Genomic DNA, 15,029 nt, shown 5'->3' on the forward strand with positions numbered 1-15,029 from the left:
GCAGGTTGAAGATGGAGGGTTTAAAGTGTGAGACTAGTGATATTTACCCTATATCAAGTCAACATTTAGTAGGATTAGAAAAGTATTTATCTATTAGCTTTTCTGCAAGTCTTTTATGTGCATTTGCCTGTGCAACCAGCATGACTATGGTTAAGAAAAGCTCAGCGATTTCTTTATCATTTTCTATTTTGTCAGCTTTTTCTTTAATCAACTCAAATTTTCTATTTAGTTCAGCACCAAAGCTACTAAATTCTGTATCAATTATTTCTGTGTATGTGGAATAGATATCTTCGAGTGATATAACGTTATCTTCTATTATGCTTATATCATTTAGTATCGGCTCAAATAAAGATCTAATATCATTAATAGAAAGTATGTTTTTCAATTTATATACGAGTATAAGCAAGATTATATGATCTTTACTGTATTTTTTGTTCTTGGGCGGCATAAGAACTTTAGCTTTGGTATAGTTATTTATCATTGTTTTGGTCAAAGTCTTATCGTTATCATCCCTTTTAATGTTATCAAACTTTTCGTTTATAAAGGAAGTTACCTGATCTATATAAAGTTCAAGATTAGGAATATCGTCAAGTTTTATATTATCTGTCAATGAGAGTTCTTTAATTATTTCTTCAAGTTCTATTTTATCAAACATTATAATCACTCCTGTTTTTTTAGTATTAGTTTTCCTAATAACATTATACGGTATTGAAAACTATATTACAAGTTTTAGTTTACGGAAAAATGAGATATTTAGCATTAGAATGAGAATAGATGACAAAAACTTAAAAAAATCATATATTTTCAATGGATATAGTTTTTGCGTAACATTTTTAGATGATTTATTCACTTTCACATAAAAAGAAGCTGTACACTAAATTTATTAGTGCAACAGCTCCTTTTTCTTATCTAAATAAATTATCTAACTGAAGCAGATGGTCTTGAGTATGAACCACTATATGAAATGTTAATTCCAAATGATACTGAATCACCTGGCTGTATTGTTCCATTCCAACCAGTATCGCTCACACTTACAGAAGAACCACTCTGGTTAAAGTCACCATTCCAAGCACTTGTTACATTTGCATCTCCTGAAAAGTCTAAATCAGCTGTCCATCCATTAACTGCCGATGAGCCATCATTTGTTATTGTAACATTTAATGTAGCTCCTCCACCCCAAGTGTTTTCAGAAACAGATACTGAAAGATCTCCAGTTCCTCCTGGCTGCTCTGGTTCAGGCTCAGGCTCAGGCCCAGGCTCTGGTTCAGGTTCAGGTTCTGGTTCAGGCTCTGGCTGTTGGGGTTGTTGTGGTGTTCCGCTACCTGAATCAAATGCAAATGAATCTACATTAACTGGCCCTGAAAATCTCAATACCAAATCATTTACTCCTGTAATATTACTAATAGTTGTAGATAATTCGGTATAATCATTCCACCCACCAGTTGATGATACTGACAAAGAACCTAATCGAGTACCATTTGCACTAATTTCAATTTCTGTTGCAGAACTCATATCTGATGCAACTCTTGCATTAAAACTTGATGCTCCACTTCCAAAGTCAACATTTCTATAAGTTACAGTATTTCCATTTTCAATATAACCAATTCCACTTCCATTATCTGTGTTGATTATTTCGATGTTTGATGCGTTTGAATCATCAAAATCATTTGCCTGAATTGAATTAAAAGCACTTCTTTCACTTGATGGTGGCTGTTCTGGTTCAGGCTCAGGCTCTGGCTCTGGTTCAGGCTCAGGCTCTGGCTCAGGCTCAGGCTCAGGCTGTTGTGGTGTTTGATTCCCAGGAAAACCATCTGGAAAATATTTAACATATTCATATTCTGCTGTTAATGGAGTTGTTCCGTCATAAGGATCTAACCAATCATCAACACCTATACCTGGCCATAAATTCATCATTATTTTACTTGGAGTTTGTGGAATATTTCGAGTTCCTGTATGTACTAGTTCACCATTTACATAAAAGTCAATTGAATCCGGTTTCCAATCAAAGCCATATGTATTAAAGCTTTGTGATGCATCAAATCCTAAATCATGGTAATATTCATTGTCTCCAATTCCATCCTTCCACCAATTGAATTGAACTCTAGTTGTATCTTTTCCAAGAAACTCAATGTCTATTTCATCCCATGGATTATCATCCGACGGCCCTGTATATGTAAAAAATGATGATACAATGCCTGGATTTTTTGCAGGTTTCATACTTACTTCATAGTAGCCGAATCTAAAAAATGATCTTGTTCTGTATTCGCCACTCTTATATGGATATTGGCAACCAGGATCACCATCATCCAATGTAAGAACCATATTTCCATTTCTTGTTGAAACCTGACTAGGTCTCCACATACAATTAAACATATCTCCATTATCCCAATCAGCTTCTTCCCATAAACTCGCATCATAATCTGAAAAATCAGCTTCAAAATATGTTTTTGTTATTTCTCCTGCTCCTAAACTTTCGGTAGGAGTAGCAAACATAATGGTGCATAGAAGTAAACTTGCTAAAATAAAAGCAAAACAAGATTTTTTAAACATATTATACCTCCCTAAAAATATAGTTTTAAAAATAAAAGTAAAAGATTAAATTTTTCACCTCCATGATAAATATTTTTAATAGAGTGTTTTTTAATAGAAGTATTTCTTCGAAATAATTAAATAAACTGCATTGAATTAATCTATTGATAAAAAATTACTAACACGCGTTAATTAAAGTATAGAGCATTTCTCTTTTATTGTCAAGTATTCTAAAATGGTAGGATACGGGTTTGCGAATTAAATTTTTTCTCTATAGAATTACATAGTGATTTTTTTAAAAAGTCACTGTTGATTGTATATAATATTAGAGGTATGTTTTGTTTTCAGAATCAATGTTTTGGGGCTTTTTATTATGTAATAAGTGGCAGGCGTCGGCTAAAATTTAATTTCCGTTTTCTTCAATAGCATCGGAAAGATACATTCGATGGAAACGTCTCTAGGGTATCTCATGAATGTACTTTCCTCAGATGTCTTTCTTACGGGTCAAAGAAGAAAAACTCCAATTAAAATTTTAGCCTCCTTTGGTTTAGTGTATGGAAAGTTATGCTTTACAAATATGAAGTATTTAATAACTTTTAGTGGAATTTATATGAAGATTCTACTTGAAGATATTATTGTAAATGTTATAATGTAAACAAAGCTCTTTAAGATTTTTCTGAGAAAAAAGGATACGACGAACTAACAGAGAATATTACTGTTTATTAAAGTAAGTAGTATAATTGTCTGATTATAATATAAAGATTTAGGGGGATAAGCAGTGATTACAGGAGAATTAAGAAATAAGATTGATAAGATTTGGGAGATGTTTTGGACAGGGGGAATAACTAACCCATTGTCTGTTATTGAACAGTTTACATATCTATTATTTATAAAGGCATTAGATGATAAACAAACAGATTTAGAAAAGAATGCTGAGTTTCTTGGAATAGAAGCAGAGACTATATTTGATAAAGATGAACAAAATCTTAGATGGAAAAATTTTAAGCAGTTAAGTGCAAATGAAATGTTTGAAGTAGTGTCCAAAAAAGTATTTCCATTTATAAAGAAAATGCATGGTGATAAAAATTCTGCTTTTGTAAAATATATGGACGATGCTATATTTATGATTCCCACACCCCAAATGTTAGAAAAAATTGTAACCAATATTGACACACTACCTATAAAGGACAGAGATACCAAGGGGGATTTATATGAATATTTGCTTTCAAAGGTAGCTACATCAGGAACTAATGGGCAGTTTAGAACTCCAAGGCATATAATTAAAATGATGGTTGAGCTTGTTAAGCCTACGCCTACAGATATTATTTTAGATCCTGCGGCAGGGTCGGCAGGTTTTTTAGTGGCATCAGGAGATTATTTGCAAAAGAATAATGAAGGTGTATTTTCTGTAAAGGAAGTAAAAGATCATTATAATAAGGGTATGTTTTATGGAAATGATATGGACAGAACAATGCTTCGTATAGGTGCCATGAACATGATGCTCCATGGTGTAGAAAATCCCAACATTGCATATAAAGACTCTTTAGCAGAAGTAAATAGAGATAGGGAACAATATACTCTAGTTCTTGCCAATCCACCATTTAAAGGCTCTTTGGACTATGAAAGTGTTTCAGCAGAATTATTAAAATTGACAAAGACGAAAAAAACAGAAATTTTATTTTTAGCATTATTTCTTCGTGTTCTAAAAAAGGGTGGACGCTGTGCTTCAATAGTACCAGATGGAGTATTGTTTGGAAGTTCAAGTGCTCATAAATCAATTAGAAAAGAAATTGTAGAAAATCATCATTTGCATGGAATTATTTCTATGCCTAGTGGAGTATTTAAACCTTATGCAGGAGTATCTACTGCAATTATGATTTTTACAAAAACAGGAGCAGGAGGAACAGACAAAGTATGGTTCTATGATATGAAAGCAGACGGTTATTCTCTAGATGATAAACGCCAGCCAATAGAAGCAAATGATATGGAAGATATTATTAATAGGTATCATAATTTAGAGGGTGAAAAGGACAGAAAGAGAACAGAGCAATCATTCTTTGTTGATAAAGAAGAGATTGTGAAAAATGATTATGATTTATCTATAAATAGATATAAGGAAATTGAGTACGATGAAGTAGAGTATGAAAAGCCAAAGGTGATAATAGGAAAGATTAAAGACATTGAACAGCAGATTCTTGATGGGTTAGATGACATTGAGAGGATGGTGTAGAGGTGATAATTAATAAAAAAGTAGCTATAAAAGATTGTTGTGTATTTTTAAAAAGATCAAAAATCAAAGCTGGAGAAGGTGTAGAGCAAGGTATATATCCATTTTATACGTCAAGTTCTATGCTAAATAAGTATTTAGACTATTATGAGGTGGAGGAGGAATCCTTGGTTTTTGGTACGGGTGGAAACGCAAGTGTTCATCACTCATATGGCAAGTTTTCAACATCAACAGACTGTTTTGTTTTGCAAAACAATAGAAAGCATGATATTAATCTTAAATATATGTATTTATTTTTAAAATCAAATATACATATTTTAGAGAATGGATTTAAAGGAGCAGGGTTGAAACATATATCAAAAAAATATATTGAGAATATTATCATACCACTTCCACCACTCCAAACCCAAAAGAAAATTGTTGAAGTATTAGACAAAGCACAAGAGCTACTTGATGCAAGAAAAGAGCAAATTAAACTATTGGATGATTTAATCCAATCAGTGTTCTATGATATGTTTGGTGACCCTGTGACAAATTCTAAGGGGTGGGAAAAAATAAAGTTGAACGATTCATGTAAAGTGATAACTGGAAATACTCCAAGTAGAAAAGAAATAGATAATTATGGCGACTTTATTGAATGGATAAAGTCAGATAATATCAATACACCCTATACATATATAACTAGTGCAGATGAATATTTGTCACAAAAAGGCTTTGAAAAAGCCAGAGTTGTTGAAAAGGGTTCAATTCTTATGACTTGTATTGCAGGAAGTCTTAACTGTATAGGTAATATTGCAATAACTGATAGAAGGGTAGCTTTTAATCAACAAATTAATGCTATTATTCCACAAAAATATAATCTAATATTTCTTTATGCAACGTTAAAATTATCAAAAAAGTATATACAGAATTCCTCAAGCAAATCGATGAAAGGAATGATAAGCAAAGGAAAACTACAAGAATTGAAATTTGTTATTCCACCAATTGAACTGCAAAACCAATTTGCTGAGACAGTACAAAAAATAGAATCACAAAAAGAACTTATACAACAATCACTTATAGAACTTGAAAATAACTACAATAGCTTGATGCAAAGAGCTTTCAAAGGAGAATTATTTAACGACTAGGGAGGGAGAGTATGTGCTATAATTTTGAATTCCTGAAAAAAGAAGAAAGTACAATAATTTGCTCAAATAGTACAAAAAATACAACAACAAAAAGAATTTATGCAACAATCACTCACAAAAATTGAAAACAATTTCAACAGCTTGATGCAAAGAGCTTTCAATAGAAATATGTTTGTATAAAGGAAGTGAGAATGAAACTATGCGGATAAGTAAGATTAAATTATTAAATGATTATAAACTATTTAAAGAGAATCAAGAGTTTGCTTTTGGGACTGAGTCTATCCAAGGTATTGTAGGGATAAATGGGAGTGGGAAATCAATTCTACTTGAATTAATTTCTAGAGTCTTCATTGAAGCTAGTAATCAAATAACTCAGGAAAAATACTCAAGCAAGATATACTTTGAAGTTATTTACTCATTAGTTAAAGACCATATGATTAATAGTGTTCTTGTTGGAATAGGTGGGGGATGGGAAAACGTAGACAGAATCATTGTAAGATTTTGTAATAACAATAACCAATTTAAGATGTGGATTTCTAACGGCATTGAAGAGTATGAAGTTAGTAATTCAAATCTCTATTGTGTGTTTCTTCCACGCAAAATCATTGTATATTCTTCTGGACACAATGAAGGGATTAGTGATGAAATTTTTAATTATAAATTATATTCGTTGACAGAAAAAGACAATCAAAGGTTGAAAAGGAATAATGCTGGACAAATCATTGACAAAGGTATTTTGTATAAATATAACGAGATATTCTATTACTTTAATGATTCAATTAGTAAGTTAGCTATTTTAACAGTATTTTTATATGGTTCAATAAATCAAGAAACTATGTCACAATTTCTTAAGAGAATGAAAGTTAAGGCGTTTAAATTAAGGTTAGATAAACAGGATATATATGGTGAGGAAATTTATTTTGATGAAAAAGCTAGATATTTGTTAACTGAGCTTGAAAAGATTCAACACACCAATCATATCAATGAGAATGGATTTGAGTACTTACAATATATGATTAAAGATAATGAAGTTAGAGAACAAAGTGGTCTTTTAGCTGTTTTTGAAGGTTTCCAAAGATTAGATGATTTTAATGTATATAAGATTAAGAAAAGGACAAGAAGTAAAATTATACATAGTTCTTATGAAAACAAGAAGTCTTTTATTAACTGGAATATTGCAAATAATAGGGTTTTTGAATTGTTAGAAGTAATATTTAAGACTGAAGATAATCATGATTTAAATCTTAGAGCATTTTCTGATGGTGAGTATCAAGTTTTACAGATTATTAGTATTTTAAGTATTTTCAATGGTAGTAATAACTTATTTTTACTTGATGAACCAGAGACGCATTTTAATCCTAGTTGGAAATCATTATTTGTTTCAAGTATTAGCAAAATGGTTGATGATAATTCACAAGTAATCTTCACTTCTCATAATCCAGAAGTTATTACAGACCTAAGGAGTACAGATGTGATAAGTATGAATAAAGGAATTCAAAAATCTCTTCAACTAGAGACTTTTGGAGCTAACCCAAATATTATAAGTGCAAATTTATTTGACAAAAAAAACACAGTTGCAGAATTAGCAAAACAAAAGATTAAAGAGTTTAGAAAGAGGATTAATGAATCTCAAAGGAAAGAAGAATTAGAATATTTAAAGAGGGAAATTGAAAGTTCATTAGGTGATTCTTCTGAAAGATTAATGTTATTACTTGAAATTCAAAAAAGGATGATTTAGATGTGGTATTTTTATACAAAATTTAATAGTGAAAAATTGAATAATCTCATAGAACAAGTTAATGGTTTATTTAGAAAGATTTTTGAGCGAAAAGAATATGAATACCCTGATTGGATGGAGCAAATTAAACTCAAGGAAAATTTTCAAAAATTTAAACAATATTATGAGATGAGTTCAGAGAAAGAAAAAACAAAATTAAATCTTTCGTTCAATAATAATATCCAAATCGAAAAAATATGTAAAAATGAAATACGACCAATTACATATGATGAATTATTAACCCATGCATCAAATGATTTTAAGAACTGTATTAAAATTCTAAAGTCAATTCAGGAGTATCTTTATGAGAATTTGCTTAAACTTAAAGGATTTGAAGAAACAGCAGGGACTTTGAAAAAATACTATGAAATGTTTTATAAGGAAACAATTAAATATGTATGTCCTTTTTGTGGACTTGATAATATGTTAAATTCAAAAGATTTGTATAGAGAGGCTTTTGATCATTATTTGCCAAAATCCAAGTATCCCTTTGTTTCATTTTTAAGAGAAAACATCTTTCCTATTTGTAATACATGTAATTCAAGATATAAAGGTGATAAGGATCCAAAAGATTATGGTAAATCATTTTATCCTTTTGCCTCAGAGCTAAATGATTGTGAGCTATCATTTGAAATTATTGCTGGTGAAATTGTTAAGACAGATATAGATAGTAAACATTTTTTAGAAGAGATAGAGTCTTGGAATAGAATGTTTGATATAAAAGATAGGATAAATAATTTTGCTGAAGTGAACCTAAATGGCTGGGTGTCGAATGTTCAAGAAGTGATGAAGATCTATAAAGTCAACTTTGAGTGTGCATGCAATGCAGAAATACAAGGATGCAAACCCAAAATGCAAGATCATAAATTTGTTAAAAAAGCTATTTTGAAAGCGTTATAGATAATAGAGGGGGGAGAATATGTGCTATAATTTTGAATTCTTGAAAAAAGAAGAAAAGTACAATAGCTTTACATATGCTTGCATTGAAGCAGAAAAAAGCCTAGGTGTGTCATATGCAAGTACCGCTATTCTGTGTAGACGTGCTTTGGAATTGGCTGTCAAATGGGTATTTAGTTATGATGAAGAATTTAAGGCACCTTATCAGGATAAGTTGGCAACTTTAATTTATGACTACCGCTTTAAAGGAATTATAGATAGCAAACTATTTCCTATGCTCACATACATTCAAAAGCTTGGTAACAAAGCTGTCCATTCTGCAACCCCTATATCAAGAGAGCAGGCGGTTCTTTCCCTTAGAAATCTCTATGAATTCATATCTTGGATAGATTATTGTTACTCAGATGAATTCCATGAGGTAGATTTTGATGAAAGTATTTTAGGTGACAATGATAAGAAAAAGAAAACAAAGCAAGAATTGAAAGGTTTGTATGAGGAATTAGGATCTAAAGATAGAAAACTTGAAGAGGTAATAAAGGAAAACGAAGCTTTAAGAAAAGAAAATGCAGCTAAACGCCAATACAATAAAAAGCAAAGAGAATTTAAAGTTGATGAAATATCCGAATTTAAAACCAGAAAGATGTACATTGATTTGGAAATCGAATTAAATGGTTGGATTATCGGAAAAGATTGTATTGAAGAAGTTGAAGTAAATGGAATGCCTAATAGTACAGGTTTAGGATATGTTGATTATGTATTATATGCAGACAATGGTAAACCCCTTGCACTGGTAGAAGCTAAAAAAACAAGCGTTAGTCCTAGAATTGGACAGGTCCAGGCTAAAAGATATGCAGATTGTCTTGAAAAGCAATACGGTGTAAGACCAATTATATTTTATACAAATGGATTTGAATACTATTTATGGGATGATAAAAATTATCCTGAACGTGTAGTGTCAGGCATTTACACAAAGGAAGAACTTGAATGGTTGATGTTTAAAGGGAAAAATAGAGAGTCTTTGAAAGATCCAATTATAAATGAAGAGATAACTGACAGGCATTATCAAAAGATGGCTATTAATGCTGTTTGTGATACTTTAGATAAAGGAAACCGAAAAGCTCTACTTGTTATGGCAACAGGGTCAGGTAAGACAAGGACAGCAATATCTATTGTTGATGTTTTAATCAAAAGAGGATGGGTGAAAAATGCTTTGTTTTTAGCTGATAGAAAAGCTCTTGTGAAACAAGCCAAAAAGAATTTTAAAAAGTTATTACCAGATTTATCATTGTGCAATTTGTTAGATAGCAAGGATAACCCTGAAAGCAGGATGGTTTTTTCAACCTATCCAACAATGATGAATGCCATAGATGATGTTAAAAACAAAAGAGATGAAAAATTATTTACAAGCGGACATTTTGACTTAATAATTATAGATGAGAGTCATAGAAGTATTTATAAAAAATATCAAGATATTTTTAATTATTTTGATGCTATTCTTTTAGGGCTTACAGCAACACCTAAAAATGATATAGACATAAATACCTATTCAATATTTGAACTAGAGAACAATGTCCCAACGTATGCATATGAACTTGGGGAAGCTATTAAAGATAAATACCTTGTCCCATATCACACTATTGAAACAAGAACAAAGTTTATGTATAAAGGGATTCACTATGATAATCTTTCAGAAGAAGAAAAAGAACAGTTTGAAGAAACCTTTGATGATGATGTAAAAGATATTAGCAGTGAAGCTTTAAATTCATTTTTGTTTAATAACAATACTATTGATACGGTATTGCAAGAGTTAATGGAAAAAGGCATAAAGGTTGAAGGTGGAGATAAATTAGGTAAGACCATAATATTTGCCAAAAACAAAAAACATGCAGATTTTATTGTAGAAAGATTTGATATACTTTATCCAGAGTACAGAGGGGATTTTGCTAAAACTGTATACACAGGGATTAATTATGTGGAAAGTACAATGGAGGATTTTGAAATTAAGGATAAATTGCCTCAGATTGCTGTATCTGTTGATATGCTTGATACAGGCATAGACATTCCAGAAATCGTGAACCTTGTGTTTTTTAAAAAAATCCGTTCAAAGGTTAAGTTTTGGCAAATGATTGGACGGGGTACAAGACTTTGTGAAGATTTATTTGGTGTAGGCATTGACAAAGAAGATTTTAGAATATTTGATTATTGTGACAACTTTAAATTTTTTAGAGTAAATAAAAATGGTAAAGAAGCTAAAATGATTAAATCCTTAACTGAAAATTTGTTTAATATTAAGATTTCAATTATTAAAGAATTACAAAACCTTGACCATCAAACAGAAGAATATATAGAGCATAGGGAAAAATTAATTGAAGGTATTATAAAAGAAGTATCAAAAATTGATGAGACTAAATTTAATTCACGAATGAAAATAAAATATATTCATAAGTTTAATAAGAAAAATGCCTATGAAGATTTAAAAGACCTTGATGTAAGGGAATTAAAAGAGCATATAGCACCAATTATTCCAGCTATAGACGATAATGAAATGGCAAAAAGATTTGACTACCTAATGTATACTATTGAATATGCTGATCTTAACGGAAGTGCGGCATTAAAACCTAAAAACAGAGTTGTGACAACTGCTGAAAAATTATCACTTAAAGGCGGTATTGATGAAGTAAAAAAACAGGAAGACTTAATTTTAAAAGTTCAGACAAATGAGTATTGGGAAGAGGCGGATATTTTTGACCATGAGATTGTAAGAGTTGCTTTTAGAGACTTGATTAAATTTTTAGATGAACGTTCTGGTGAGATATACTATACTAATTTCACTGATGAAATTATTGATGTTGAAGAAAGACCTGGAGAATATACTACAAATGACATGCAAAGCTACAGAAAGAAGGTTAACAGATACCTTAATGAGCATAAAGACGATTTAGTTGTTTTTAAATTGAGAAATAACAGGGAACTTTCGGAAGATGATATTAAGCATCTAGAAAAAATATTATGGAATGATATTGGAACAAAAGATGACTATGAAAAAGAATTTGGAGAAGAACCTCTTTTAAAACTGGTTAGCAAAATTGTCGGATTAGATTCTAAAGCTGCTAATGAATTGTTTTCTGAATTTTTATCAAATGAGACTCTTAACAAAAATCAAATGGAATTTGTGAAGCTAATTGTAAACCACATTATTAAAAATGGAAGCCTTGATAAAAGCGTGCTTAATGAACATCCATTTAATAGAGGTGGAAATGTAATAGATTTGTTTGAAGGGAAGCTGGATATTGCAAAAAAGATTATTGGTATTATCGATAAGATAAATGGAAGGCTGAGTGTATAGTTTGAAAGAGTTGAGATATTACTTTCATTAATTTTTGTGCCTTGAGCACAAGCGAAAGGAATGATACTTAAAATGAAGATTAGCTTTTAAAGGAGTTAACTTTTACAAAGTTTATAATTCAGAAATAGAAAGGTCAATGCAAAAAAGAGACAAATAAAAAGTCAGTAAGTTGAAGTGGGGCGGTTTCATTAAGTAACTAGTGAGCAGCTCCCTATTATTTTAAAAATTAAATTCTAGAAATGCAGTGGGGGTTTTTAACTTTTGAATAGATTTAACAATGAATTTCTATTCAAAAATTAACTATGAGCATTTACTTTTGAATAGAAAAAGAGTATAATATCAGTGTGATTGTTAAGTGGGGAGGTGTTTGATATGGGAATTAATACAATTATATATGAAGAAATCAAACGCAATAACAATATGATTACTACGGCACAAATTATTGAGCTAGGTTTTTCCAGAGCATTGCTTACCAATTATTTAAAGAAAGGCTTATTAGAGCGAATCAGACACGGAGTTTATATTTTGCCAGAGGCTGTTCACGATGATATGTATACGCTTATGCTGCGTTCTGAAAAAATTATATTTTCTCACGAAACAGCATTATTTTTAAATGGTTTATCAGATAGAACACCCTTTATTCATTCGGTGACAATACCAAGTAATATGTCGCTGCCAAACTCATTAAAAGGCGAATGTAATTGTTATTATATCAAGCTGGAATTACATGACATTGGAGTGACTGCAAAGAGTACTACTTTTGGAAATAAGGTGCGTTGCTATAATGTGGAACGTACAATTTGCGATATTCTGCGTTCACGAAGAAGGATGGATGAAGAAACTGTAATTAGTGCTATTAAAAATTATGCGTCATCTGATAATAGGGATTTAAATCTACTTGCGGATTATGCAAAACAATTTAATGTCCATAAAATATTGAAAAGATATATGGAGGTGTTGTTATGAGTTCTAAAGCTATGAGTTTGAAGGGCAAAATTAAGAATTATGCGAAAAACAATAATATAGCGGCTCAGGTGGTACTTCAAAATTATATGTTTGAACGTCTGTTGCAAAGGCTGTCCGTATCAAAATACAGCGAGAAGTTTGTTGTAAAAGGTGGAATGCATATAGCTGCTGCAGTTATCGATATATGTAAAATTGATTTGTCTGATGATGTAATATTTGACTTAAAGTCCATTGCACCTATCCGCAAGGATGATGTATATGGTGGATATTGCATGAGGCTGGATGCGATTTATGACACGATTGTAACGCCACTTTCTATTGATATATCTACTGGGGATATTATCACCCCATCAGTTGTAAAATATAAGTTCAGCGGAATTTTTGATGAAGATGTAAGAATAAGTTTATGGGGATACAACATTGAAACGGTAATGGCAGAGAAAATAGAAACTATATTGAGCCGAGGCATTTTCACCACAAGACCTAGAGATTTTTATGATGTTTACATACTTGGAACAACGCAAAAATTTGATGAAAAAGTATTAAGAGCTGCTTTGAAGGCAACAGCAGAGCATCGTGGCAGCCTAGAAAAAATATCTGATGTGAATGCCATAATAGAGCAGATTTCTAAAAGTGACGATTTGAAGCAAATATGGAGAAAGTATCAAAAGAAATTTGCATATGCAAAGGATGTTTCGTATGAAGGTATTATCAAGATACTAAAAGATTTAACAGCGCAAGCAGTATAAGCGGTTTTTAATACACATATATCATTATATTGGCGAAGCTCCTGATTTTGGGGTGTTTATTAATGAAGTAACAAATCTCTCATAGAATACTTTGAAGCTTCATTTGAGATTACATAATTTTATTTAGTTTTCTTGATAGTCGTTTTTAAAAAACTTTTTTTGCTTAGTAAAAGTAGCTATCTTATGAGCGTCAATATCCATATTTATCAATTTGATTTTTTCTTCATTTTCAATTTTATCTCTATTTAAAGTCAGTACATATTGAAAATCTTGGAATTTATTTTCTTGCTTACTTAAGTAATTTAAACATTGAACTAAGGTATCTTGATCGACATCAAATATATTATCATGTACTAAAAATAGTGGATGCCTAATTCGTGTAATACTGTTAAATAATAAAGCCATATCATAGATAAATACTTTCGTTCTATTTACACTTCTACTACCATCATCATATATTCTTAAATTTATTTCAGCAGGTGTTTTGCTTTGTGTCTTATCTATTGATTGAATTGTAAAGGAGCATTCCTTATTACCCATAATTGCATCATGGATTTCTAAAATAGTATTTGTAAAGGCATCTATAGATGATTTATTTTCTTCTATAAGTGTATCAATATCTAGTATCTGTTGAGATTTTTTAAGCATTAATGATTTTTTAAATTTTTCATTTTTTTCGTATTCTTCATATAAAAATTTTGTATGAGAAAAAGAATCCTTTTTGCTTTCATATATTTTTAAACTAGCTTTTAAAGTTTTTAAGACACCTTTTTTATCAATTATTTTAATTTTTTCAGAATATTTTTCGTCGAGAATTCTGATTTGTTCTGCTAAATCATTTAATTGTTCTTCGAGTTCTAGAGCTTTTTTATTCACTAACATGCGTTGAAAATTTTCAACCTTGTTTTTAAATTCAACAACATCATTAAGAGATTTAACAATCGCATTCCCTAAATTTGGTTTAAACTGATTATATACAAGCTCTATTTCGTTATCATCAACTTCTTCAGGTTTAGGTAAATCTTTTATTTTTTTATAGTCATATCTAAGAACTTTTTGTTTTTTTCTTAATTGATCCAAAAGATTTTCAAGTTCAATTAATTCTGATTCCATTGAATCAAAAGCTTCATTGCTTCTAAAACTTTCAATAGCTGACTCCATTTTAGATAGCTCATCATCAAGAGAATTTAATTCTGCTTTTACATCAGCTATTTTTTTTTGTTTGTTATTAGTTAATGCATTTTTATTCTTAGATATTATAGTTTTTATGTTTTCAATTTCTTTAATTGTATTAAGACACCTTTGGTAACTTTCAATTGGCATACCTAGCAGAAACAAATGGGAGTTTAAATCATCTGGAATTCGCTTTGATGAATCATGACATTTCAATATGTCTGTAAACTCAGAACGC

The 15,029-nt window shown here is 30.6% G+C and carries 10 protein-coding genes; 7 read left to right on the top strand and 3 right to left on the bottom strand.

Annotated elements, in window-relative coordinates; translation table 11 throughout:
• Positions 1-58: 58 nt before the first annotated feature.
• Both RBH29_RS15865 and bglS read right to left on the bottom strand, forming a co-directional pair.
• The gene (locus RBH29_RS15865) at positions 59-655 is read right to left on the bottom strand and encodes a DUF1836 domain-containing protein (RefSeq protein WP_306697973.1); all 597 of its coding nucleotides are present in this window, start codon (positions 653-655) and stop codon (positions 59-61) included.
• Between the two features lie 263 nt (positions 656-918).
• Complete coding sequence (bglS, locus tag RBH29_RS17905; protein ID WP_459076798.1) at positions 919-2,550, bottom strand: beta-glucanase; 1,632 nt, start codon at positions 2,548-2,550, stop codon at positions 919-921.
• A 757-nt stretch (positions 2,551-3,307) separates the two neighbouring features.
• On the opposite strand from bglS, the gene RBH29_RS15880 reads away from it, so the two are divergent.
• The 7 genes from RBH29_RS15880 to RBH29_RS15910 all read left to right on the top strand — a co-directional run bounded on the left by RBH29_RS15880 (position 3,308) and on the right by RBH29_RS15910 (position 13,618).
• Positions 3,308-4,759, top strand: coding sequence for a type I restriction-modification system subunit M (locus RBH29_RS15880; RefSeq protein WP_306697974.1), 1,452 nt, complete (start codon positions 3,308-3,310; stop codon positions 4,757-4,759).
• A gap of 2 nt (positions 4,760-4,761) precedes the next feature.
• Complete coding sequence (locus RBH29_RS15885) at positions 4,762-5,883, top strand: restriction endonuclease subunit S (protein WP_306697975.1); 1,122 nt, start codon at positions 4,762-4,764, stop codon at positions 5,881-5,883.
• A gap of 199 nt (positions 5,884-6,082) precedes the next feature.
• Positions 6,083-7,621, top strand: coding sequence for an AAA family ATPase (locus tag RBH29_RS15890; RefSeq protein WP_306697976.1), 1,539 nt, complete (start codon positions 6,083-6,085; stop codon positions 7,619-7,621).
• On the top strand, positions 7,622-8,560 hold the full coding sequence (locus RBH29_RS15895; RefSeq protein WP_306697977.1) for a hypothetical protein: 939 nt from the start codon (positions 7,622-7,624) through the stop codon (positions 8,558-8,560).
• 19 nt (positions 8,561-8,579) lie between these two features.
• Positions 8,580-11,903 (top strand): DEAD/DEAH box helicase family protein, encoded by a 3,324-nt coding sequence (locus RBH29_RS15900; RefSeq protein WP_306697978.1) that lies wholly within the window; start codon positions 8,580-8,582, stop codon positions 11,901-11,903.
• 372 nt (positions 11,904-12,275) lie between these two features.
• A complete protein-coding gene (locus RBH29_RS15905; protein ID WP_306697979.1) occupies positions 12,276-12,869 on the top strand; it encodes a type IV toxin-antitoxin system AbiEi family antitoxin domain-containing protein in 594 nt (197 codons plus the stop codon).
• Entirely contained in the window at positions 12,866-13,618 is a 753-nt protein-coding gene (locus RBH29_RS15910) for a nucleotidyl transferase AbiEii/AbiGii toxin family protein (RefSeq protein ID WP_306697980.1), read from the top strand. The genes RBH29_RS15905 and RBH29_RS15910 overlap by 4 nt, the downstream gene beginning before the upstream one ends.
• 123 nt (positions 13,619-13,741) lie before the next feature.
• Here the strand turns inward: RBH29_RS15910 and RBH29_RS15915 are convergent.
• Positions 13,742-15,029 (bottom strand): DUF2326 domain-containing protein (locus RBH29_RS15915; protein ID WP_306697981.1); only part of this gene is annotated, 1,288 nt, incomplete at its 5' end.

It is taken from the genome of Herbivorax alkaliphila (genome assembly GCF_030848475.1).
Classification (GTDB): Bacteria; Bacillota; Clostridia; order Acetivibrionales; family Acetivibrionaceae; genus Herbivorax.